General features: G+C 42.3%; 19 protein-coding genes, 3 pseudogenes and 3 other annotated features. Of the genes and pseudogenes, 16 read left to right on the forward strand and 6 right to left on the reverse strand.

The annotated features are described in order from the left end of the window. The first annotated feature begins 31 nt into the window (after positions 1 to 31). Entirely contained in the window at positions 32 to 727 is a 696-nt protein-coding gene (locus QFZ73_RS17120) for a CoA transferase subunit A (RefSeq protein ID WP_251432696.1), read from the forward strand. 17 nt (positions 728 to 744) lie between these two features. After that, entirely contained in the window at positions 745 to 1,392 is a 648-nt protein-coding gene (locus tag QFZ73_RS17125; protein WP_373458947.1) for a 3-oxoacid CoA-transferase subunit B, read from the forward strand. 365 nt (positions 1,393 to 1,757) lie between these two features. Here QFZ73_RS17125 and QFZ73_RS17130 read toward each other — a convergent pair. After that, positions 1,758 to 2,333 (reverse strand): annotated as a pseudogene (locus tag QFZ73_RS17130) (DUF6434 domain-containing protein). Positions 2,334 to 2,774: 441 nt separating this feature from the next. Here QFZ73_RS17130 and QFZ73_RS17135 point away from each other — a divergent pair. Beyond that, a complete protein-coding gene (locus QFZ73_RS17135) occupies positions 2,775 to 3,692 on the forward strand; it encodes a M15 family metallopeptidase (RefSeq protein ID WP_307268571.1) in 918 nt (305 codons plus the stop codon). 94 nt (positions 3,693 to 3,786) lie between these two features. Here QFZ73_RS17135 and QFZ73_RS17140 read toward each other — a convergent pair whose 3' ends face one another. Beyond that, positions 3,787 to 4,632, reverse strand: coding sequence for an HAD-IIB family hydrolase (locus QFZ73_RS17140; RefSeq protein ID WP_307268573.1), 846 nt, complete (start codon positions 4,630 to 4,632; stop codon positions 3,787 to 3,789). Between the two features lie 168 nt (positions 4,633 to 4,800). On the opposite strand from QFZ73_RS17140, the gene QFZ73_RS17145 reads away from it, so the two are divergent. Continuing rightward, entirely contained in the window at positions 4,801 to 5,790 is a 990-nt protein-coding gene (locus QFZ73_RS17145; RefSeq protein WP_307268576.1) for a LacI family DNA-binding transcriptional regulator, read from the forward strand. 274 nt (positions 5,791 to 6,064) lie between these two features. Here QFZ73_RS17145 and QFZ73_RS17150 read toward each other — a convergent pair whose 3' ends face one another. Further along, entirely contained in the window at positions 6,065 to 6,577 is a 513-nt protein-coding gene (locus QFZ73_RS17150) for a GNAT family N-acetyltransferase (RefSeq protein ID WP_373459014.1), read from the reverse strand. 171 nt (positions 6,578 to 6,748) lie between these two features. Here QFZ73_RS17150 and QFZ73_RS17155 point away from each other — a divergent pair, with 171 nt between their 5' ends. The 10 genes from QFZ73_RS17155 to QFZ73_RS17200 all read left to right on the forward strand — a co-directional run bounded on the left by QFZ73_RS17155 (position 6,749) and on the right by QFZ73_RS17200 (position 17,119). Next, a complete protein-coding gene (locus QFZ73_RS17155) occupies positions 6,749 to 8,230 on the forward strand; it encodes a sigma-54 interaction domain-containing protein (RefSeq protein ID WP_307268581.1) in 1,482 nt (493 codons plus the stop codon). 260 nt (positions 8,231 to 8,490) lie between these two features. Beyond that, positions 8,491 to 9,933, forward strand: a complete 1,443-nt coding sequence (kamA, locus tag QFZ73_RS17160; RefSeq protein ID WP_251432856.1) for a lysine 2,3-aminomutase — start codon at positions 8,491 to 8,493, stop codon at positions 9,931 to 9,933. Positions 9,934 to 9,935: 2 nt separating this feature from the next. Then, positions 9,936 to 10,202, forward strand: coding sequence for a YokU family protein (locus QFZ73_RS17165; RefSeq protein WP_063232442.1), 267 nt, complete (start codon positions 9,936 to 9,938; stop codon positions 10,200 to 10,202). Positions 10,203 to 10,267: 65 nt separating this feature from the next. Further along, the gene (gene ablB / locus QFZ73_RS17170; RefSeq protein WP_307268588.1) at positions 10,268 to 11,131 is read left to right on the forward strand and encodes a putative beta-lysine N-acetyltransferase; all 864 of its coding nucleotides are present in this window, start codon (positions 10,268 to 10,270) and stop codon (positions 11,129 to 11,131) included. Between the two features lie 13 nt (positions 11,132 to 11,144). Beyond that, positions 11,145 to 11,375, forward strand: coding sequence for a ferredoxin (locus tag QFZ73_RS17175; protein ID WP_061464616.1), 231 nt, complete (start codon positions 11,145 to 11,147; stop codon positions 11,373 to 11,375). Between the two features lie 70 nt (positions 11,376 to 11,445). Continuing rightward, complete coding sequence (locus tag QFZ73_RS17180) at positions 11,446 to 12,813, forward strand: aspartate aminotransferase family protein (RefSeq protein ID WP_307268591.1); 1,368 nt, start codon at positions 11,446 to 11,448, stop codon at positions 12,811 to 12,813. Positions 12,814 to 12,823: 10 nt separating this feature from the next. Beyond that, complete coding sequence (locus QFZ73_RS17185) at positions 12,824 to 13,522, forward strand: CoA transferase subunit A (protein ID WP_285847228.1); 699 nt, start codon at positions 12,824 to 12,826, stop codon at positions 13,520 to 13,522. Beyond that, positions 13,507 to 14,169 (forward strand): 3-oxoacid CoA-transferase subunit B, encoded by a 663-nt coding sequence (locus tag QFZ73_RS17190; protein ID WP_098937287.1) that lies wholly within the window; start codon positions 13,507 to 13,509, stop codon positions 14,167 to 14,169. The genes QFZ73_RS17185 and QFZ73_RS17190 overlap by 16 nt, the downstream gene beginning before the upstream one ends. A gap of 44 nt (positions 14,170 to 14,213) precedes the next feature. Then, positions 14,214 to 15,539 (forward strand): peptidase, encoded by a 1,326-nt coding sequence (locus QFZ73_RS17195; protein WP_251432729.1) that lies wholly within the window; start codon positions 14,214 to 14,216, stop codon positions 15,537 to 15,539. Between the two features lie 116 nt (positions 15,540 to 15,655). After that, positions 15,656 to 17,119: an amino acid permease gene (locus QFZ73_RS17200; protein ID WP_251432732.1), complete on the forward strand. Its 1,464-nt coding sequence runs from the start codon at positions 15,656 to 15,658 to the stop codon at positions 17,117 to 17,119. A gap of 150 nt (positions 17,120 to 17,269) precedes the next feature. Here QFZ73_RS17200 and QFZ73_RS17205 read toward each other — a convergent pair. From QFZ73_RS17205 to QFZ73_RS17215, 3 genes and pseudogenes are all read right to left on the reverse strand, one after another. Beyond that, positions 17,270 to 18,630 (reverse strand): annotated as a pseudogene (locus QFZ73_RS17205) (IS1182 family transposase). 370 nt (positions 18,631 to 19,000) lie between these two features. Then, on the reverse strand, positions 19,001 to 19,945 hold the full coding sequence (locus tag QFZ73_RS17210) for an SDR family NAD(P)-dependent oxidoreductase (RefSeq protein ID WP_307268601.1): 945 nt from the start codon (positions 19,943 to 19,945) through the stop codon (positions 19,001 to 19,003). Positions 19,946 to 20,021: 76 nt separating this feature from the next. Further along, a complete protein-coding gene (locus QFZ73_RS17215; RefSeq protein ID WP_251432738.1) occupies positions 20,022 to 20,537 on the reverse strand; it encodes a TetR/AcrR family transcriptional regulator in 516 nt (171 codons plus the stop codon). A 220-nt stretch (positions 20,538 to 20,757) separates the two neighbouring features. Between QFZ73_RS17215 and QFZ73_RS17220 the strand changes: the two genes are divergently transcribed. Together QFZ73_RS17220 and thrS are read left to right on the forward strand one after the other, a co-directional pair. After that, entirely contained in the window at positions 20,758 to 21,357 is a 600-nt protein-coding gene (locus QFZ73_RS17220) for a DUF7010 family protein (RefSeq protein WP_307268605.1), read from the forward strand. Between the two features lie 443 nt (positions 21,358 to 21,800). After that, positions 21,801 to 22,021, forward strand: a binding site (T-box leader). Positions 22,022 to 22,051: 30 nt separating this feature from the next. Further along, positions 22,052 to 22,272: a binding site (T-box leader), on the forward strand. Positions 22,273 to 22,302: 30 nt separating this feature from the next. Continuing rightward, positions 22,303 to 22,524 (forward strand) — a binding site (T-box leader). Positions 22,525 to 22,584: 60 nt separating this feature from the next. Further along, positions 22,585 to 24,475 (forward strand): annotated as a pseudogene (gene thrS, locus QFZ73_RS17225) (threonine--tRNA ligase). The last annotated feature ends 171 nt before the right edge of the window (positions 24,476 to 24,646 follow it).

Here is a 24,646-nt window from a genome sequence, read left to right on the forward strand (position 1 = left end):
AGAATAGTATTAAGAATGGAGATGATGGAAAATGAGTAAATTATTAACATCTTTTGATAGCGCTATTCAACAAATCGAGGATGGAGCAACCATTATCGTTGGCGGGTTCGGATTAAGCGGAATTCCAGAAAAACTAATCATTGCTTTGCGTAACAAAGGTGTAAAGGATTTGACGATTGTCAGCAACAATTGTGGTGTCGATGATTGGGGTCTCGGTCTTTTGCTTGAAAACAGACAAATCAAAAAAATGATCGCTTCTTATGTAGGGGAAAACAAGTTATTTGAACAGCAATTTTTAAGTGGCGAGCTGGAGGTCGAGCTGGTTCCCCAAGGAACGCTGGCCGAGCGTTTAAGAGCGGGCGGAGCGGGAATTCCTGCCTTTTATACAGCTACAGGAGTAGGAACGGAAGTCGCAAAAGGTAAAGAACATAAAGAGTTTGATGGTCGCACATACATTATGGAAAAAGGAATCGTCGGAGATTTTGCCTTTGTAAAAGCCTGGAAAGCAGACCATTTCGGTAATCTTGTATATCGGAAAACCGCAAGGAATTTTAACCCTGTCGTTGCCACCGCAGGGAAAGTCACGATTGTCGAAGTGGAGGAGCTTGTGGGCACAGGAGAGCTCGATCCAGATGAAATTCATACTTCAGGGGTTTATGTACAAAAAGTGCTTGTAGGAAATGACTATGAAAAACGAATTGAAAAACTTACAACTGCTAACGCATAAAAAGGAGGAGTATTCGAATGACTAGACAACTAATTTTAGAACGGGCCGTTAAAGAAATCAAAGATGGTATGTGTGTAAATTTAGGGATTGGAATGCCGACCTTAATTGCCAACATGATTCCAAATGACTTTAATGTCATGCTTCAATCGGAAAATGGCTTACTCGGAATCGGGCCTTATCCACAAAAGGATGAAGTCGATCCGGATTTGATTAATGCAGGAAAAGAAACAGTAACGGCAAAGTCGGGGGCATCATTTTTTGATAGCGCTGAATCGTTCGCGATGATTCGCGGCGGCCACATCGATCTAGCCATTTTAGGCGGGATGGAAGTTTCCGAGAATGGGGACTTGGCAAACTGGATGATTCCAGGGAAGATGGTAAAAGGAATGGGAGGAGCGATGGACCTCGTCCAAGGCGCAAAACGAATTGTTGTCATTATGGACCATGTGAACAAGCATGGGGAATCCAAAGTGAAAAAGAACTGTACATTGCCATTGACGGGGGAAAAGGTCGTCCATTGCCTGATTACGGAACTGGCTGTTTTTCAATTTACAGAAGCTGGCATGGAATTGATTGAGTTGCAAAATGGCATAACACTTGATGAAGTGAAAAGTAAAACAGAGGCTGACTTTACAATAAGCCCCTCTATTGAAATTAGAGCGTAAGTTAAAGAGATTAATAAAATAATATATGATTAGACTGCTTTCATTCGCAAACGGGCGAACGGAAGCAGTCTAATTTTTTTTGGAAATTCCCTTTCTACTGTGAAGGAACAACAAGCTATTTCACCTTAGTTATCAATACTTGGCAGACAGTAGGCGGAAAGGGAGAGGATTTCTTAAGGAGGGTATGTGTAAGGATTTCCACTCCAGGCACTCGCTTTCCGCGGGCGGTCCGGGAGCCTCCTCGGCGCTCGCCTGCGGGGTCTCCCTTGGCCACGCTTTCCCCGCAAGAGTCTCGTACCTTCCGTTCCAATCAACTGGAACTTCTAAAAATCAAATCACTTTAAAGTATAAATGTTAAGGTGTCCTTATATTTCATTATTAGGTTCATATTTGTTGCTTCCAGGAAGTTTCTTGATTTTATTCCAGGCTTCAATTGCTTCTGCACGACTTTTACCTTGATTTTTCGAATCAGCAAAGAAGTCACTAGTGAATTGATTGTATTCAAATTGAGGTGCAATCTTTTTCTTGAATGTGGGGTCTTTCTTTCGTTCTTCTTCCTCATACCAAGCATCTACAACATCACGATGCGTTTTCCCTACGTTACTTTTAAGGTAGTTTTGAATATATGTTTAAAAAAGAAATTTAGGGATAACAGTCTTGAAAAAGGCTCTCACATCTTGACTACAACGATGGTTTTCTGTAATGACTGTATCCAGGCTTAAATGTACTTGAGGCTCTACCGTCCTGTTGATTTTGGTTTTACTAATAGGACTTTTTATCTCTCCTGTCCGAAGAAATGTTTCAATCCTATCGGAAATTTCTATCTTTGAACCAGTAGAACTTATCCCGCTTTCCCTGCAATACGTTTGCAATTCCTCTTTCAACCAATAGAAATCTTTGAAACTTTCAATGCTACTATCTTTTGATAGATTAGGTCTCAAACAATAACACTTCCTTAAATTCTATTATATATCCATTATAGAACGAATGTTCTTGTTATTCAAAACAACAAATTCAAAAACAACAATTTACGAAAACAGCCTTAAGAAAAAACTGTAGGCTACTCTCATCCCGAACCATGTTTAAGACTAGATTATCCTTCATGCTTTTTTACTGTAACCCTTAATGGATGGAAGAAATATGCGACACTCCTGCCGAAAAACTGGCTAGCCGAGACCCCGCAGCCGGTTTACCGGCGAGGAGGCTTGGCAGACAGTCGGCGGAAAGGGAGCGGATTTCTGAAATCAACCGGAACGTTTGTTAATTAAATAACATATTACTTCTATTCTCTAATAAATGAGAACAAACTTTTCCAACCATGCTACTTTTCTGTTAAAAAGGCTTATATAAAGTCTGATGGGAATTTAAAAGGAGGGATTATAGTGAAAGTAGCATTACAGACATTATTGGATCGTTCAGTGAAAAAGATGGGCAAAGGGATGAACCCTGTGGTGAAGGCATCGGCATTGGAAATGGTGGAGCGTGCTTATACTGAAGGGATCACTGTACAGATAAGTGCCGGCCATCGCTCTTTGGAAGATCAAGCCGCGCTTTATGGTCAAGGACGAGTTTATAGCTATAACGGAAAAAACTATAGTAATCTAGCTAAACTTATTGTGACGAACGCTAAGCCAGGGCAATCTTATCATAATTTTGGACTGGCTATCGATTTCTTCATTGTGAGTGATGATGGCAAGAGAGCAATATGGACAGTGAATTCAAAGTGGAAGCGCGTGGCTGACATAGGTAAGGAATTAGGATTTAAATGGGGAGGGGATTGGAGTTCATTCAAGGATTATCCCCACCTGGAGATGACAGGCGGGTTATCTTATACACAGTTACAAGCAGGAAAAGAACCTCACCTCACCTTCAAATTAGAAAAAATGGAACTGCCGAAGAACAGCAAAGGAGATAGTCATATAATTTCGATACAAAAAACGTTAAATAGCCGGTATGAAACGGCTATTGAGGGTGATGGGTTTTATGGTCCCGAAACTCGGTCGGCCCTTATAAAAGGTTTACAAACGGAGCTGAATAAGCCATTCAATAAAAAGCTGGTTGTCGATGGAAAATGGGGACCTAAAACCAAGACTGCAATCGTCACCATAAAGAAAGGAGCTGCAGGCAATATCACATGGATCCTGCAAGCAGCGCTCTATATGAAAGGATTTAATCCCGGGCCCCTTGATGCAGAATTCGGGAAAAAAACCGAGGCGGCATTATTCAAATACCAAAAGGCAAGCAGAATTTCCGCTGATAAGCTTGCGGGTCAAGAAACATGGAATGAATTGTTTGCTTGATAGGGCATCAATCCCGTTAGCAGGAGTTAAAGCTGTGGCAAAGGTGCTCCAACTACCACCAATTTTTCTCATTACTTATACTTCCCCTCAAATATTAAATATTCATTGCAAGTAAAGTTCTTAATATTCCTTTAGAGTACGTATCTGTCGCTATTTTAGTATGAGCTTCCTTGGCTTCTTGAGTTGCATTCCCTACAAGGTAACCATGTTTAACACTTTTTAACATGAGTAGATCATTTCCGCTATCCCCGAAAGCGAAGGCATGCTCCCGACTCAGCCCGAATTTGTCTAGCATAAAACGTACAATCTCATTTTTTCCAGTACCTAATGGAATAAAGTCCACATCATAACTATCTTCAGGATCGCCGGCAAGGGGATTACAACGATTGATATTTACCCCTATCCCGTACTCTTTGGCCACTCTCTGGATGGTGGATAAGTTCTTCTTGTCGACAGATTCATGTTGTATTTGATAATAATAATTTCTTTTATAGCGTGAACTTCCCATTTGAGTCTGAGGAGTTAATGGTATATTGCCGTTAAGTAGAACATTATAAATTTCTTCAACTTTCCTTTTATTAAATTCTTCGATATTAATCTGTGAATGCCAATCTGGATCCTTTTCCAAAAAGTTTTTTTCTGAAAAATAGGTGATTTCGGTACCTAAGTCACTGGCTATGAAATGCGGAAAAAATCTGAATCCACCGCGTTCCATTTTATGTAATATTGATTCGATACTACTCCCAGTAACCCAGCCAAAGACAAGTTCTTCATCATAGCTTTTTGCTTCTAAGAAATTTTCAAGTTCATATAAATCTTTCTGTCTCTCGTGACTCATGGAGTGAGGATAATAGGTTTCATCAAAATCACAGAATACAATGTATTTTGGGTTTTCAACATTTGGCAATAATTGAAACCCGCCCTTTTTATTCAATAACATACAATCCCTCCATTAGCTAAAAATATCTAAAATGCTTTAGTAGCAACAAACTTTAATGAAAAATACACCTCCGGAAGATATTTTTAATATGTGGTATATTAGGAACGGTTTCATAATAACTTCTGAAATCGATAACATGTCAACAACTTATTACAAGGATGGGATTAAATGACTAAAATTAGCGAGATAGCTAAGCTATGTAACGTCTCTAAAACAACGGTATCTAGAGTCTTAAATAATCATCCATATGTATCAAAGGAAAAAAGGGAACAAATCTTAAAGGTCATTGAAGAGCTTGACTATACACCAAGTTCACTTGCCCGGAATTTCAGGACAAATAAAACCCAAACCATTGCAATATTAGTCCCAAGATTCGATCATCCATTCTTTGCCCAATTGATTAAAGGAGTATCTCTAGCAGCATTGGAAAATGATTATAAAGTTCTTATTTTTCAAACCTTTTATGATTCGAAAACTGAATTAGATGTTATGGGGAAATTAAAGAATAGAGAAGTGGATGGGGTTATTTTAGGAGCGTTAGAAAATGAATGGAATTTAATAAAGCCTTATTTGAAATACGGCCCAATTTTATTGTGTAATGAATACCATCATTTCGCCTCTATACCGATTATTGGTTATGATGAGTTCGAAGCGACATACAAAGCTGTTGATCATTTAATAAAAAAAGGCCATGAAAAGATAGGTTTTTGCTACGATACTTCTTATAGTCAGGCTCAGGGTCAAAGAAAAGAGGGGTTTTTAAAAGCTTTAGCAGATAATGATTTACTACACAATGAAGACTGGATATTTGGACATGGGTTTAATATTGAAGATGGATTCCGTATTTGTGATGAAATATTTAAATTAAAAGAAAAACCTACTGCCTTATTTACTGGAAATGATCAGGTCGCAGCAGGAATTATTAAAAGGGCAAATACGTTGGGCTATAAAATACCGGAAAGCCTAGCTATAGTTGGTTATGATAATCAATCCATTTGCCAAGTCACAACCCCCACCATAACCACAATCGATATACCGATTATGGAACTAGGACAACGCACTGTAATGGAATTAATAAAATATTTAAATAATGATTTGAAATTAAAACGCGACGTTATTAAATTACCTACTAAACTTAAAATCAGGGAATCGACCTAACCTTCATTAGGATATAAAAACTTTATATTTAGGATCATTATCCTTTTAAAAGTGCTAAAGAAATTCTGAAAGGTGCGGAGTTCAGGAGTTCCAGTTATAATAACGTTGGCGGATAGGGTGTAATTAGATCAAAGCGGAAATAATACCCGGGAATAATCCGATCAACCCCCAGAATAATTCGACTTTCCCGGGAAATAATTCACCTAAACCCAACATGATTCGACTTACCCCGGAATGATCCTTCCTATACACAAATCCGCTTTTTATCTAAAATTCATTCAAGTTCCAAGCACCAAGCATTGCATCGCATAAAGCTCCCTGGCGGGTATTCGAATTCACATTCGGAGATGAAGTTGAATTTTAGCTTGCGGCAAATTGCGTTTGATGCAGGATTATTGATCGAAGGGAATGCGTGAATGCACTTGTATTTTCGTTCAGCTTTGATTTTCTCTATCAGTGCCTTCACGGCATGGGATGCGATTCCTTTTCCTTGAAATGAAAGGAGGACGCTCCAACCGATTTCGTACACATTTTCATCGTTCCAGACTGTTTGCCAGTAGCCAACGGAACCGGCTGCCTCTCCTTCTGGAAACGAGTTGATGCTAAACATGCATCCATTCTCTCCAATCTGTAGGTACCGTTGATGGCGTTTCAGGATTTGTTCATTACTTTCTGGTCCGCCAAGATGTTCCATCATTTCTGGGGCATTTAGTTGAAATAATAATTCAAGGTCTTTATCTTCCCACGATTTAATTTCTATTTTAGTTTCTTTGCTTCGTTCTGAAATCCGACTCACCCCTGAATTTTATATTTTCATATATAATCTTCTTGGCTTAATGCGAGATTCCTTTAATTGACCTTATTATTCTATTGCCTTTGTGTTGAAGTTTGATTTTAATAAGAATAAAGAGATGATTGTTTCCCATTAAATGCTATAATTTACAGGTGATTCTATCAAATGACAGAGAACGGAGATGAAGAAATGAAATCTTCAGTAAATCAGTTTTCCACTCAATTTGAATGGATATTGAATGTGATCAATGTGGGTGTCCATATTGTGAATAAAGATGGGGATACGGTATTTTACAATGAAATGATGGCACATATCGACGGGCTTGATCGTGAACAGGTGCTGGGGGAAAATATTTTTCAGCTTTATCCTTCATTGACTGATGAATCCAGTACGCTGCATGTAGCATTGGAAAAAGGCAATGAAACGATTGAATCCATTCAAACATATGTCAACTTAAAGGAGAAAAAGATAACATCCATCAATAGTACGTATCCTTTGTATGAGGATGGTGAAATTATTGGGGCAGTCGAAATCGCAAAGGATATTACGAAGGTCATGAATATGTACGACCAAATTGTCGATTTGCGTTCCCAGCTGGCCGAGACCCATAAGAAAAATAAGTTTTCTGAAGGGACGGCGACCTATCATTTTAGTGATTTGATCGGTAATAGTCCTGCTTTTCAGCAAGCGATTTCATTGGCGAAAAAAGCGGCCCGTACACATTCCCCAGTCATGATATATGGACCAACAGGGACAGGGAAGGAACTGGTAGCGCAAAGTATACATAATGTAAGTGCTCAGCGAAATCAGCCTTTCATCGCGCAAAACTGTGCAGCTGTTCCAAAGGAATTGATGGAGGGGCTGCTGTTCGGCACGACGAAAGGGGCTTTTACCGGAGCGATGGATCGCATGGGCATTTTTGAGCAAGCAAATGGGGGTACCCTTTTCCTTGATGAGCTGAATAGCCTGGACCTCGGTCTGCAGGCAAAATTGCTGCGAGTGCTTCAGGAAGGTGAGGTGCGCCGTGTTGGAGGTTCGAAGGAGCAAAAAGTTAATGTGAAGATCATTGCTGCGATGAACATTTCTCCAGAAGAGGCGTTGGAGCGGGGAATCATTCGCTCGGATTTATTCTTTCGCCTGAATGTCGTGACAATCCAAATGCCTTCACTTTTGGAGCGTAAAACGGATATTCCGGAAATCGTCAATCACTTTATTCAAAAATTCAACAAATCATTTTTTACCGAAGTGCGCGGGATCAGTCAAAAGGCGATGAAGCGTCTTATTCAATATCCATGGCCCGGGAACATTCGTGAACTGGGACATGCCATTGAGTTAACCTTTAACGTCATGGACGCAGGGGAAGATTTGATTGATGAACATCATCTTCCTGCTTATCTTTTCCCTTCAGGAAATTATGCTGCAGCAAATGCCCAGAGCCATCCTTCCCCATTGAAAAACAAGATTGATTTACCTGTCGTTCTTGAAGAAATGGAAAGGGAAATGATCATCAATATGTTCGAGAAATATAACGGGAATATCAGCAAAACGGCAGAAGCCCTCAATATTAAAAGACAGGGACTGCAATATAAGTTAAACAAGTACGGCATTGAAAAAGTTTATACGGCAGGATCGAAGGAATCAAAGTAAATTCAGATTTTTTGGAAACGCTGTCACTTTCTTGATCATGATGTAACGTAAAGAGGGCTCTTGTGTAAAGAGACCCTCTTTTTTTTGCTTGGTGCAAAGAATCTGGCTGCAAAAAATTATGCGATATGAAAAATATCTTGCGATTTTAAGCTCGGTTTGCCCCCTTTTGCTTATGTTTTCCTTGTTATTAATGTTGGCATCATTCTTGCGAGAGTATATATATAAGTTCTTAGAATAAGGGGGCATTTTAAATGAATTTGATGGGATTGGATGTAAAACATAAAGAATACCTAGGTGGACGCAGGCATTATAATGATATCGAATTGTGGAAGGATGTAACGGAAGAGCAGTGGAATGATTGGATCTGGCAATTGACCAATACGATTAAAACACTGGATGATCTGAAAAAGGTCGTCAACTTGACACCGGATGAAGAGGAAGGAGTCCGGATTTCGACTCAAACGATTCCGTTGAACATTACGCCTTATTATGCTTCATTGATGAATCCCGATGATCCTCGCTGTCCGATTCGTTTACAGTCGGTACCGCTTTCGGCAGAAATGAACAAGACTAGATATGATTTGGAGGATCCGCTGCATGAGGATGAGGATTCCCCTGTTCCAGGATTGACGCATCGTTATCCGGATCGGGTTCTATTCCTTGTAACGAACCAATGCTCCATGTACTGCAGATATTGTACGCGACGCCGTTTTTCAGGCCAGGTTGGCATGGGTGTTCCCAAGAAGCAGCTTGATGGGGCGATTGAATATATCCGGAACACTCCGGAAGTGAGGGACGTGCTGATCTCTGGAGGAGACGGCCTGTTGATCAATGATAAGATCCTTGAGTATGTATTGAGTAACTTACGTGCCATCCCGCATGTGGAAATCATTCGGATCGGAACACGTGCACCGGTCGTTTTCCCGCAGAGGATTACGGAAAATTTATGTAATATTCTGAAAAAGTACCATCCGGTTTGGTTGAATACGCATTTCAATCATTCACTTGAACTGACGGATGAAGCGAAAAAAGCATGTGATATGCTGTCGATGGCAGGGGTGCCGCTTGGCAATCAGGCAGTTATCCTGGCTGGAATCAACGATAGTGTACATATCATGAAAAAGCTTATGCATGACTGTGTTAAAGCAAGGGTAAGACCTTATTACATTTATCAATGTGATCTATCCGAAGGGATTGGACATTTCCGGGCGCCGGTTTCAAAAGGACTGGAAATCATTGAAGCGCTTCGCGGCCATACATCAGGATATGCGGTGCCAACCTTCGTGGTGGATGCTCCTGGCGGAGGCGGAAAGATTGCCTTGACTCCGAATTACCTTCTTTCGCAAAGTCCGGATAAAGTCGTTTTACGGAACTTTGAAGGAGTGATCACAAGTTATCCGGAGCCGAAGAATTATGTTGCCGGCAGTGCGGATGCTTACTTTGATGAAGTGTATGGTACTGCGGATAGGAAAGAAGCCGTCGGGATTTCCGCTCTCATGACGGACGAGAAATTCAACTTGGTGCCAGAGGGCCTTCGTCGTCTTGACAAGAGAAAATCGTATGAAAGCACTGAAGAACATGCTTCCTTGAAGGATCGCCGTGATAAACGGGATGAAATGAAGGAAAAATTAAGGTTAGCCCAAGAAAAAAAGAACGCCATGGCCGCTAGTGGCTCGGTGAAATCTGATGGCAAGGAGGAATGAAGATGGACTGCTTGTGGTGCAATGCCCCAAACGTAGAAGAAAGCGAAAAGAAGGATTGTTACTGGATCATGCCTGACGGGAAACGCTCAATAAAAGTCCTTCAAGTTCCAGCCTTGAACTGTCCTGAATGTGGAATCTATGTGTCTGATTCGATGAATCAAAAGGTGGATGAAGCCTTATCCATCTATGATGTGAGTGAATATCCTGATGAGTTTACGTATGATCAGCTTCTTCAGGCACCTGTCAAAAAATTATTTAATTGGAAATAGAATGCCGGGAGAAGCGGATGATATGCATCTCTTCTCCCGAATTCTTTAAATAAGGGGGGTACATAATGCCTGTTCAAAAGCTGCCTTTTTTCACCCAAATGGAGACTGGGGATTATTATACGATGGAACTCTATCATGATCATGCCAATCAGCGCTTACGCATGGATGATTATCGGGGAAATATTAAAAAAGCGATCGATCGGGCCCTTGTCATCGCAAAGGAGCAGGGCTTTACAAAAGTGATACTTAAAGCCAGGAATGAAGATTTATCCGCTGCATTGGGTCAGGGATTCATGCTGGAAGGAATATTGAGCAAGTATTTCAAAGGGAATGATGCCTATTGCATGGCCTTCTATTTAACGGATGAAAGGCGAACAAGCGACTTTTGGGTCAAGGAAGATAAAGTCATCCAAGACGTCAGTCAGATTCCTAGACTGATTGAATCCCAGCAAATGCCTGAGAGTTATATCCTTCGGTTTGCTACGGGGAAAGATGCACAAGAGCTGGCGAAGTTATATGGTGCCATCTTTGAAACCTATCCTACACCGATGAATGATGAGCGATATATCAAGAAAGTGATGGAGGAAGGTACGATCTTTAGTGTTATCGAATATGAAGGGACCATCGTGAGTGCTGCATCCGCGGAAGTGAATGAGATGTATCACAATGCTGAATTAACGGACTGTGCAACAATTCCCCAACATCGGAAGCATGGTTTCATGAAGGTGCTCATCTCCGCATTGGAACAAGAATTGTTCAGGAAAAACATTTATTGCTCTTATTCATTAGCGCGTTCATTGTCAATGGGCATGAACGCCGTCTTTCATCAGCTGGGATATGAATATGGAGGCAGATTAACGAAGAATTGCAATATTTGGGATAAGTATGAGGACATGAATATTTGGGGTAAAGATTTATCCCTCAAGTAGGAGGATTGTTTCTATGGCTAAATACACATGGGTTGATAAAGAAACCTGTATTGCGTGCGGGGCATGCGGTTCAACAGGTCCTGAAATTTATGACTATGACGATCAAGGGATCGCTTTCGTCATCTTGGATGATAATCAGGGGATTGCCGAAGTTCCTGAGATCTTGCATGATGACATGCAAGATGCCATGGAAGGCTGCCCCACAGAATCCATCCTGATTCAGGATGAGCCTTTTAGTTGGTAAACTGGTTCTGAAAATTAATTGATTAATAGAATAATGCACAGTGGGTACGAACGTTAAAAGGAGAGATGACATGACACGCAATTATTTGATTAAGCCTACTTTAGATCATGACTATCCCACTATCTCTCATGGGAATGGAATTTATCTTTATGATATAGATGGAAATCAGTATATAGATGGATCATCAGGAGCGGTCACAGCAAGTATTGGCCATGGTGTGGTAGATGTTGTCGAGGCAATGACGGAGCAAGCCCGCAAAGTTTCTTTTGCATATAGATCTCATTTTACTAGTGAAGCCGCAGAGGCATTGGCCAAAAAGCTAAGTGAGTTGGCTCCTGGGGATTTGAATTGGTCATTTTTCGTGAATAGTGGATCGGAAGCTACCGAAACGGCGATGAAGATCGCGATTCAACATTGGCAAGAAAAAGGGTTTGAGCGAAAAAACCGCATCGTCTCCAGGTGGACGAGTTATCACGGGATCACGATGGGCGCTTTATCGATGTCCGGCCATGTACCAAGAAGAAAGCGTTTTGTTCCGCTATTGGAGGATTTCCCTAGCATTTCGGCTCCCTACTGTTATCGCTGTCCTTATAATACTGAAACTTCCGGATGCAAGCTTCAGTGTGCAAATGAACTGGAGACAGCCATTCAAAGGGTCGGCTCCGAGAATATCGCCGCCTTCATCGCAGAACCCATAATCGGAGCATCCGCTGGTGCTGTAACACCGCCGGATGGCTACTATCAAAGGATTAAGGAAATCTGCGAAAACTATGACATCCTTTTTATTGCCGATGAGGTAATGACGGGAATCGGACGGACAGGAAAAATGTTCGCGATGGAACACTGGGGAGTCACTCCGGATATCATCGCATTGGGTAAAGGAATGAGCGCAGGCTATACTCCAATGGCAGCCACAATGGTTACTGACCGTGTCATGGAACCCATTTTAAAAGGCTCGAAATCAATCATGGCTGGACACACATATAGTGCAAACCCTCTATCTGCTGCGGTTTCATTGGAAGTGCTTTCCTACATTGAGGGAAATGACCTGGTTAAGGCAGCGGAAGAGAAAGGTCTATATCTGTTTAAGAAGCTGCAAGGATTGGCTGGGAAATTCGACATCATTGGTGATGTAAGAGGGAAAGGGCTGCTCCTTGGGCTTGAGTTTGTCTCAGATCGGATTTCAAAAACGCCATTCGACTTGCAAGTCGGCCTGACTACAAGGCTTGTCAATAAGGCTTTTACGAAGGGGTTGTTAATCTATCCTGCTGCAGGTGCGATTGAAGGAATCGCTGGCGATGCGGTTATCCTATCTCCGCCATTAATCATTACGAATGAAGAAATCGATCGCCTCGTCAAGATATTGGAAGCTTCCCTCGCAGAGTTGCAGCAAGAATTGCACGCGGAAGGTTTGATTGAGGACATGCAGGCTATTTAGGGGGAACGGTATGAAGCAGGTCATTACGAAGAAAAACAAAATTGTGACCATGGAAGAAGCATTGGAGCATATTTCCGATGGATGCACACTCATGTATGGAGGATTTGGCGGGGTGGGGACCCCGCCGACGCTCGTACAGGGTATCCTTGCCAAGGGCGTCAAGGAATTGACCTTGATTGGCAATGATACTGGATTCCCTGACATCGGCATTGGCCGGCTTGTGACTGCTGAAAGGGCAAAGAAAGTGATCGCCTCACATATCGGATCCAATCCTAATGCCGGCCGGCTCATGACTGAAGGAAAGCTGCAAGTCGAATTTTCACCGCAAGGGACATTAGCCGAACGGATTCGTGCTGGCGGTGTAGGCTTAGGCGGGATTTTTGTCGATGTCGGGATTGGTACGATAGCCGAAGAAGGCAAGGACAAGATTGTGATAGAAGGAAAAGAATATTTGGTGGAAACCGCTTTGACGGCTGAAGTCAGCATCGTCCATGCCAAAAAGGCAGATTCGCTGGGGAATTTAGTGTACGACAAGACTGCATGTAACTTCAATCCGCTGGTAGCGATGGCTGGAGCCTTCACGATTGCGGAAGTGGAGGAAATCGTTCCTGCAGGCGAATTGGATCCGGAATGTATTGCCACACCAGGCATTTATGTAGATATGGTGATTCCGACTAAAGGGGTGAATTGGAAATGGGCATGGCAGTAGATGTACGAAATCGCATCGCGAAACGCGCCGCCAAGGAAATCCATGACGGATTGATCGTGAACTTAGGCATCGGTATCCCTACCTTGGTGGCCGACCATATACCTCAAGATATCCATGTGCTGTTCCATGCGGAAAACGGAGTTCTCGGTACAGGTCCAAGTCCTGATCCAGGGAAAGAAGATCCTGCCCTCTGTAACGCGGGAGGGTTCCCGATCACCACTGTAATGGGCGCTTCATACTTTGACAGTGCAACAGCATTTGGAATGATCAGGAAAGGATACATCGACATCACCATCCTTGGAGCCCTGGAAGTCAGTGAAAAAGGGGATTTGGCGAATTGGATCGTCCCAGGAAAGCGGGTGCCGGGGATGGGCGGGGCAATGGAACTTGCCCAGAAAGCCAAAAAGGTGATCGTCCTGATGAATCACGTGAATAAGCAGGGTGAATCGAAGATATTGAAGACATGTACGCTTCCATTGACGGCTAGGCAGAGTGTGGATTTAATCATTACGGATATGGCAGTCATGGAAGTTACAGAAGAGGGATTGGTGCTGAAGGAAGTCATGGCGCCATATACCGTGGATGATGTGCTAAGGAATACAGAGGCGACATTGAAAATCCATGCTGCCGTCAACACCATTGAATAAGACGAAAAAGGGAACAGAATATGTGTAATTAAGGAGGATAAAATGTGCCGGATATAAAAAAACGGATAAACCAATGGATCAAGGATCATCGGGAAGAAGGAACAAACCTATTGCAAAAAATGGTACAAGCCCCGAGTACGCAAGGAAATGAAGCAGGGGCACAGGCCATCGTCGCCCAAAAGCTTCAGGAAATGGGTTTGCAGATCGATCGTTGGGAACCTGACGGCGGCGAGCTGAAAAAGCATTCTTATTTCTATTCCCCGCGCAGTGATTTTTCCAACAGCCCCAATGTGGTGGGTATCATGAAAGGGACTGGAGGCGGACGTTCCATCATCTTGAACGGACACATCGATGTGGTTCCGGATGGAGACCGGGATCAGTGGGACGACGACCCATATAGCGGAGCGATTAAGAATGGAAGAATGTTTGGACGCGGAGTAACCGATATGAAGGGTGGAAATGTGTCGCTGATCCTTGCGATGCAGGCATTGAAGGAAAATGGCATCCAATTAAAGGGAGATGTCATTTTTCAAAGTGTGATTGAAGAAGAAAGCGGAGGAGCCGGAACATTAGCGGCCGTCCTGAGGGGATATAAAGCCGATGCCGCCCTGATCCCTGAACCGACGAATATGAGGATCTTCCCGAAACAGCAGGGTTCGATGTGGTTTCGAATCCATGTTAAAGGACGGTCAGCACATGGCGGAACAAGGTATGAAGGCGTTAGTGCGATTGAAAAAAGCATGACCGTCATCAATCATATTCGTGCCTTGGAAGACAAGCGAAATGCACGTATCAGTGATCCGCTTTATCAGAACACGCCTATTCCGATTCCAATCAATTTAGGTGTCATTGAAGGCGGTAATTGGCCGTCATCCGTTCCCGACCTTGTGAAAATCGAAGGAAGGATGGGCGTTGCACCGGAGGAAACGATGGAGCTGGCGAAGGACGAAATGGCTGCCTGGTTATTGCAACTGGGGGAAGTGGACCAATGGTTCAAGGAAAACCCGCCCGTCCTGGAATGGTTCGGGGCACGCTGGGTTCCAGGAGCAATTGATGTAGAGCATGAACTGATGAATGCGCTTGTTCATCAATATCGGCAAGTGGCCGGACAGGACCCGGTCATTGAAGCATCCCCTTGGGGAACGGATGGGGGATTGCTGACACATGTCGGTGAAACGCCTGCAATCGTTTTCGGTCCAGGAGTAACCGAGGTTGCCCACTATCCAAATGAATACATCCTGCTCGACAACGTTTTCTCCACAGCGGAGATCATTGCCCTTACTTTAATTCAATGGTGTGGAATGGAGACTGAGCAGGATGGGGTCACCCAGGCCGGGAATAGGGAAACGATACCAGGCAGTGGCAATTAAACTGGATAGCATCCCAGCAAGTAAAGCGAAATATTTCAGTCTTTCACAAAGCGGTTGTTAAAAACTCTTATATTTCTTGAACTTTTAACTTTAAAAGAAAATGAGGTAGGAACCATATGGACATGAATCTCATTGATAATCAAGAACCGACAGTTAAAAGGCAACTGAAAGCAAGGCATATGACCATGATTGCCATTGGCGGTTCAATAGGAACCGGATTATTCCTGGCAAGCGGGGCAACCATCCAGAGCGCAGGCCCCGGTGGTGCCCTCGCTGCATATGCCTGCATTGGAATCATGGTTTATTTCCTTATGACGAGCTTAGGGGAAATGGCGACATATATGCCTGTGTCGGGATCATTTTCCACCTACGCCACACGCTTTGTTGATCCCGCATTCGGCTTTGCACTTGGCTGGAATTATTGGTTTAACTGGGCAGTCACCCTTGCCGTGGAAATAGCCGCTGCAGCCATCATCATGAAATTCTGGCTCCCTGATGTACCCAGCCTTATATGGAGTGCATTATTTCTTGGAATCGTCTTCACCCTCAACGCCCTATCCATTAAAAGCTATGGTGAATCTGAATATTGGTTTGCCTTAATAAAAGTCATTGCCATCATTTGCTTCATCATTATTGGTTTATTGACCATATTGGGGGTTTTTGGCGGAAAGGTGATCGGATTTGAAAACTTCACCATGGATGAGGCACCATTCAAGGGAGGATTTTTATCGATCATCAGCATCTTTCTAATCGCGGGATTTTCTTTTCAAGGCACGGAACTGGTTGGTATTGCTGCCGGAGAAAGTGAAGAACCCGAAAAAAATGTTCCGAATGCGATCCGCCAAGTATTTTGGCGCATCCTATTATTTTACATCGGGGCCATCCTGATACTCGGCCTCTTAATACCGTATACAAGTCCAAGTTTGTTGAACGGAGATGTCGATAATATTTCTGTAAGCCCTTTCACGCTTGTCTTTGAACGGGCAGGACTGGCATTCGCGGCATCCGTCATGAATGCGGTCGTATTAACCTCCTTACTATCCGCCGGGAACTCGGGGCTATATGCATCAACACGGATGTTATGGTCGATGGCAAAAGATCATCAAGCTCCCAAATTCCTGGCCAAAGTCAACCGCAGGGGGATCCCGATGAATGCTTTGATCATGACATCCTTAATTGGAGGACTCGCCTTCTTGACCTCCATTTTAGGGGACCATGTATTTACATGGCTATTGAATGCATCAGGGCTAACCGGCTTCATCGCCTGGATTGGAATCGCCATAAGCCATTATCGCTTTAGACGCGCCTACGTTGCACAGGGTGGTGACCTAAACGAATTGAAATATAAAGCAAAATGGTTTCCATTCGGTCCGATTCTTTCATTCACCCTGTGTATGCTCGTCATAGCAGGACAGAATTATGAAGCATTCCTAAGCGGCAGCATCGACTGGTATGGCGTCGCCGTCTCCTATATCGGATTACCGATATTCCTGGTGATCTGGTTAGGATACAAGATTTATCACAAGACCAAATTAATATCATTAAAGGATTGTCAATTCGATAAATCAGATGTGGCTTGATAACAATGGAAAAAGCCTGAGATCCCTTTGGGACTCAGGTCAGTTTGTAGACAAAAGGGGTTCGGAATTAAAAAATTCTGAACCCCTTTTGAAATTCCCTTTGAATTTTCGCCTAAAGTTAAGAGATTGGGGCTCTACGAGCCCACTATGTTAGGCCATTTTTGGACCTCGCCATGTCCAATTGGCCATCTTCTTTAAATTAATGGCAGCGAAAGTAAGCATCGCCTGCATCGACAATTTTTTAAGTCCCCTTAAAGTAGTCCAACGCATACCATGCTTTTCTTTTGCATCTGCGAATACACGCTCAATCGTTTCTTTACGTTTTGCATATATAGGTTTTACATCTTGATGATGACGCAGATGATCTGCTTCTTCCACATGTGTTTGCCAGATATGCCGTGTCACCACTTTTTGACAGTCTTTGCTTTCTGTACACCGAGATAAAAATGAGCATGTTGTACAAATTTGTTTTGGCGATTTGTACTCGCGATAGCCCTCTTTATTTGTTGTTGAGTACTTTAAAGTTTCGCCCGAAGGGCAAAGGTAACAATCAAAATGTTCATCGTATACATAGTCCTGTTTGCGGAAAAATCCTTCTTTGGTGCGAGGACGTGTATAAGGTAAAGCCGGTATGATTTCTTTGTTAAATAGGTAGCTTGTAATCGCTGGTGTTTTATAAGCTGCATCTGCGGCAACGGCTTCCGGTTTTCCAACTTTCTCAATCACTTGTTCAACTAGTGGCTCTAAGATCTGACTGTCATGTGTATTTCCAGGTGTTACAATCGTTCCCAATACAAAACCGTTGCGGTCTGCGGCCGCGTGGAATGAATAGGCAAACTGTTTTGTTCGTTCATCTTTCACATAGTAGCCACTCTCAGAATCCGTTGTACTTTCTTTAATTGCTTTGGTCTCTTCTTTATCAAAAATTTATCTGGTGGAAAAGGCTTTTTTCCATGGTTTTCACGATCTTGATTGATTTCTTCTTGAAGACGTCCTTGATACGCTCGTGTTTCTTTACGAACGATTTTCTTTTCAAATTTCCGTTTATTCGCACTGGCTTTCACATGTGTGGAATCCACGAAAACGTGTTCAGCACTTATTAACTTTTTATTAGCAGCTGTCATTAAAATGCGATAGAAAATCTGTTCAAACAGGTCTGTATCTTTAAAGCGTCGCTCATAATTTTTCCCGAACGTAGAGAAATGAGGTACTTTATCATGGAAACCATAGCCTAAGAACCAACGGTAAGCCATATTGGTTTCAACTTCTTCAATCGTTTTACGCATGGAACGAATACCGAAGGTATATTGAATGAAAGTCAGTTTAACTAAAATAACTGGATCAATACTTGGGCGTCCTACCTCTGAATACATATCTTTCACCAAGTCATAAATGAAAGTGAAGTCAATGGCAGCCTCCATTTTACGAACCAAATGGTTCGGTGGCACCAGTTGATCTAAAGTAATCATTTCAAGTTGATCTCGCTGAATAGAATCATGTTTAGAAAGCATCCTCATCACCTCAAGTTTTAATACTTCTATTTTAAAACAAAAATGACTCCAGGCAAAAGTGTTCTATCTAAAAGGTAAGACAAAGTTGATTGGAACGGAAGGTACGAGACTCCTGCGGGAAAAGCGCGTCTAGGGGAGACCCCGCAGGCGAAAGCCGAGGAGGCTCCCCGACCGCCCGCGGAAAGCGAGTGCCTGGAGTGGAAATCAACGTCCAAATTGTACAAGCCATAAAAATAGACAAACTCGATTTTCATCGAGTTTGTCTACAGTCTGGCCTGAGATCCCTTTGGGACTCAGGTTTTTTTATGGGGATTTGTATGAAAATCCAGTTATATCTTCGAAAATAGGAATATATCGACGAAAGCGGCAATTATCTCATTAAAAGTCGCAGTGTTTCTTCCATTCCTTCTTTGTATGGAGTTTTAGGGATGGAGCCGATGCGGTTTTCATATTTTTCTCCATCCAGAATGAATCCTTCTTTGGTTAAATACATGATTTCCACTACTTCTTTCATGAAAGGATTGAAAAAGCCGAGCATCTGAATGATGTTTTTTGTTAGGGGAATGACTATCTTTTTCTGTCCCGTTACCTGACGGGCAATTTGGATGATTTCGTTTCCGGAAATTAGCCCTGGTCCAGGGATGTTCCAATCTTCTCCATAGGAATCGTCTTTTTCTGCTATTTCCACGATCATTTTTGCTGCATCCGGTAAGTAGACATATTCTCTTGGTGTTTTTAAGTCCCCGATAAAAACGGTCATTTTATTTGCTGCCAGCCCATTCAATGTTGGCTGAAGGTAGGAGTTCTGTGAAGTCGCACCATAATAGTCGGGCAGCCTGACAATCATTGCTTCGGCATTTTTCCATTTTTGGCTGAATATAAGCTTCTCGAATTCCACCCTGATTTTCCCTTTTTTTGTATGCGGCTGTTTTGGATGGTTTTCATCTCCTTTCGCAACTTGATGCCCATAAACATATATCCCGTCTACAATGACAATCTTCTTTCCTAAAATATCGGCTGCTTTCATTACACTTTCTCCAAGTGAAAGGAGTCTCAAAGCCATCTCTTGATAGGGAACGTTGGCGCATTGGAAAATGACTTCCGCATCTTCTGCAGCCTCTACAATGGTTTTGTAATCAAAGATGTCACCAATTCTGTATGTTAATTGTTGAGGATGATCATGCTCTTTCATTAATTGCTCAAGCTTACTCTCTGATCGCCCGAAAGCGATGACTTCTTTTCCCCTGGATAACAATTCTGAAACGATGACTTGACCTGATCCACCGGTTGCTCCTAATACAATGGCTTTTTTCATATCTTTCATCCCCTTTTTATTTATTGATCAATCACTAAATGAATGATTAAAATAAGAAACCGATGAAAATCGGTCCTTACCTGCTCCCGCCATCTATAAGTTCTGGCATATTGATGAAGTGGGAAATATTACAGAGTATCCCCCTTGCCAGGAAGGTGGTCACTTGGTCCTCTGCATTCGGAATTCCAGCAGATTGAAATTTTTCCAGCGTGAGATTTCTGATGCTGGATAACCCTTTCTGCGTAGAGTTCCTTATTGCATCTTCCGTTACTGAAAGTCCTATGACCTGTAAGGCAATTTCATTTGGATTGGAATCAGTCAAATCTTCATATACCTTGATCATATGGTTAACAAGGTCTTCGGATTCTGTTTCAATTTCGAAAGCTTGAAGGATCCTTTCGTATGCTCGATCCAGAGCCGCTACGAATAACTCCTCTTTAGTTTTAAAGAATTTAAAAACATATGGCTGGGATATGCCGGCTTTTTCTGCAATTAAGGCAGTCGTTGTATTGTAATAGCCCTTTTCTGCAAAAACCTCCAAACCAGCTTCCAGTATGTCATCTTTTCGATTCTCTTTTTTGGGTCTGGCCATTGGTATCCTCCATATTTTAATTAATTAGTGATTAATCAATCACTAATTAATAACATAATATCGCAGTATGGTAATTTTTGCAACAAGGTATTTAAATCATTTTTTTCCAGTTTGGGCTGCCCGGAGTTAAACTGAAGGGCACTGTGAGATGAATAATTGGGGAGTGTACGAATATTATTATTCTATGTAAGATATTACTGTGGATGAAAGGAAACTGATGATGAAAGAGTCGTTTCGCGGTTCTGGAATTGGAGTGATTTTCATGGCATTCTTCGGTACACTGTGGGCTGGTATTGGTGTAATGGGATTGCAGGGGTGGGGGTTTCCCTACGTGGAACTCGCAGCAATATTGGTAGGAATCATAATGGTCATCGGCGGCATTTCATTAATTCATGCATCACAAAAAATGACCAATCAAGTTTCAGAAAATGGGGCTAGGCGTATGAAGCGTATCGGATTTTTGTTTAATATGGTCTTCATTGCCGAAGGTTTGCTTATCGGGATTGCCATTGCCATCTGTAACTTGATCGATCAGACCGATCTTATACCGGGAGTCATCGCCATTATTGTCGGGATTCATTTTTTACCTTTGGCATCGCTTTTCCAAATCAAGATCTACTATGCAACAGGAGTGCTTCTCTGTTTATTAGCGCTTATCACATTGCTTATTGTGCCAGACACTGTCATGCTTGGGGAGCATCAAATCCTTGCACCGTTATCATTGCTGGGCTTTGGATGCGCGCTAATTCTCTGGACCACTGGACTTACGCTATGGCTTAGAATAAAGAATTCAAGTCGAACGCTAGCCGATGAAGATTGAATCAATCAATCAAAAAACCCGTCATGGTGAATGGGTTTTTCATTTTGATTAATTCTTCATCCAGGTCATGAGCCTGACAATTTGTAATGGTTCATTCCAAACGAGAATGAAACTTAAAAGAAAGAATGCAGCCACGGCCAAAAATTTCGACTTTCCTTTTTCATTTTTATACATGGCCCCGAAACTGCATAACATACCAATAAGTATCGCACCGAATCCTGAGATCATAAGCAGCTCGGAGGTTTTAGGTAAGGCAAGGGAACAGCAAAATGATAGTGTACCATCACTGCAAATACGATAGACCAATTGCTTAAACTTTTCATAGAAACTCCTTTTTTACTAATTATCCCATTTTGTGTTTGTAATGAAATTAAAAAATTTGAGGTTGTCACTTATGGGAATATATTGTAATATATATAACAATATAAAAATCCATTTACATTTTAGAAGCATTGATAAGGACATGAATCATTTTTACGGTCTGCAGAGAGGGAAGGGCAGCTGCGAACTTCCTGGCTTAGGAAACTGATTTACCGCCTTTGAGCTATATCGGTGAACAAGAGTAACTGATATCGTCTAAGCTGCGTTACAAGCTCCAGAGCCATGAGTGTTTCTTGCTTATGGGGAATTGGGTGGAATCACGGGTAACGCACTCGTCCCTTACTTAGGGATGGGTGCGTTTTTTATTATTATAATTATTGCCATGATAAGGACATGAATCATTTTTACGGTCTGCAGAGAGGGAAGGGCAGCTGCGAACTTCCTGGCTTAGGAAACTGATTTACCGCCTTTGAGCTATACGGTGAACGAGAGTAACTGATATCGTCTAAGCTGCGTTACAAGCTCCAGAGCCATGAGTGATTTTTGCTTATGGGAAATTGGGTGGAACCACGGGTAAACGCACTCGTCCCTTATATAGGGATGGGTGCGTTTTTTATATATGAAAATATTGCCATGATAAGGACATGAATCATTTTTACGGTCTGCAAAGAGGGAAGGGCAGCTGCGAACTTCCTGGCTTAGGAAACTGATTTACCGCCTTTGAGCTATATCGGTGAACGAGAGTAACTGATATCGTCTAAGCTGCGTTACAAGCTCCAGAGCCATGAGTGATTTTTGCTTATGGGAAATTGGGTGGAACCACGGGTAAACGCACTCGTCCCTTGCATAGGGATGAGTGCGTTTTTTTATTACTAAAAAAGGGGTGTTTATGTGATGGGTGAAAAAATGATTAAAGTTCAATTCCCGGATGGGCAGCAAAGGGAATATCCGCAAGGGATGACAGTGGAAAGTGTGGCAGGGTCCATCAGCTCAAGTTTAAGGAAAAAGGCAGTAGCAGGAAAACTGGATAAGCAACTGGTTGACCTAAGTTTCAAGTTGAATAAGGATGCCGAACTGTCGATCTTGACTCTGGATTCAGACGAAGGATTACAAGTTTTACGACATACATCGGCGCATGTTTTGGCGCAGGCTGTAAAAAGAATATACCAAAATGTGGAATTAGGGATAGGGCCAGTCGTGGAAGATGGTTTTTACTATGATTTTAAATTAGATCATCCTTTAAGCTCAGAAGATCTACAAGTTATTGAAAAAGAGATGGAACATATCATAAGTGAAAATCTGGAAATTAAGAGGGTCGAAGTGTCCTATGAAGAAGCTGTGAAGTTTTTCGAGGGCAGAGGGGAGTCATTCAAGTTGGATATAGCAAAGAACATCCCTAAGGGTGAAAAATTAACGCTCTATCAACAGGGGGAATTCGTCGATCTATGCAAAGGGCCGCACCTTCCATCCACATCATTTGTAAAATCGTTCAAATTGACTCGCGTATCTGGTGCCTATTGGAGGGGAGACAATCAAAATGAAGTTCTTCAAAGGGTGTATGGCGTGGCTTTCCGAAAGAAAAAGGATTTACAGGATCATTTTAAATTCCTGGAAGAAGCGGCCAAACGCGATCACCGTAAAATAGGGAAGCAGTTGGATTTATTCATGTTTTCGGAGGAAGCCCCTGGAATGCCGTTTTATTTACCGAAAGGACAAATCGTTAGAAATGAATTGGAGAAGTTCTCGCGGGAGCTTCAGACTGAAGCTGATTACGACGAAGTTCGGACTCCTTTCATGATGAACCAGCGGTTATGGGAACAATCGGGTCACTGGGATCATTACCATGAGAATATGTACTTCACTGAGGTGGATCAAACAAAATTCGCGATGAAGCCAATGAACTGTCCGGGTCATATGCTCATTTTCATTCTTACAGGGATTTACCCATCCGGATGGCCGAATTCGGTCAAGTCCACCGTCATGAATATAGCGGTGCATTGAACGGGATGCTGCGGGTCCGTACATTTTGTCAGGATGATGCCCACATTTATGTTCGGCAGGATCAAATCGAAAGTGAAATTAAACAAGTGTTTCATCTGATTGATAAGGTGTATCGCACTTTTGGATTCGAGTATTCCGTTGAGCTCTCGACTCGCCCAGAGGATTCAATGGGCGATGATTCCCTTTGGGAAGCTTCTGAAACAGCCTTGAAAAATGTTCTGGGAAGCATCGGGATACATTATCAATTAAATGAAGGGGACGGGGCATTTTATGGACCGAAAATTGATTTTCATATTAAGGATGCATTAAAACGAAGCCATCAATGTGCAACAATTCAACTTGATTTTCAAATGCCCGATAAATTTGATCTGACTTACATCGATGAAAATAATGAAAAAGTTCGTCCGGTCGTCATTCATCGTGCCATATTTGGATCGATCGTTTTTTTGGAATCCTGATAGAACATTTTGCCGGTGCTTTTCCGGTATGGCTTGCCCCGGTGCAAGTACAGATCATTCCTGTCTCACAAGTTCATTTGAATTATTGTTTAAAGGTTCAAAAAGAACTGAAGAATCAAGGGATAAGAGTGAAAATTGATGATCGGAATGAAAAGCTGGGGTATAAAGTCAGGGAAGCGCAAATGGGGAAAATCCCATATATGCTGGTCCTTGGAGATAAAGAAGAGAAAGAAAATGAAGTGAATGTCCGGAAATACGGGGAACGAGAATTTGAAAATGTCGCAATGGAAACGTTCATCAAGAAAATGGTCCGGCAAATAAAAGAACGCAGCATCTAAAAAGATAGCAGCTTAATCCAAATTCACGAGTAAATGCGCGGAACTCACGAGTAAATGCGCGAAATTCACGAGTAAATGCCCATTGGATAGGTTTGGATAAAAAGAGACAGCCGAATAAAACGGCTGTCTTTTTTTATCTACAAATCCATACCCAGCCTATTTTATATAAAA

It is taken from the genome of Peribacillus sp. V2I11 (assembly GCF_030817135.1).
GTDB classification, from domain to species: Bacteria; Bacillota; Bacilli; order Bacillales; family DSM-1321; genus Peribacillus; species Peribacillus simplex.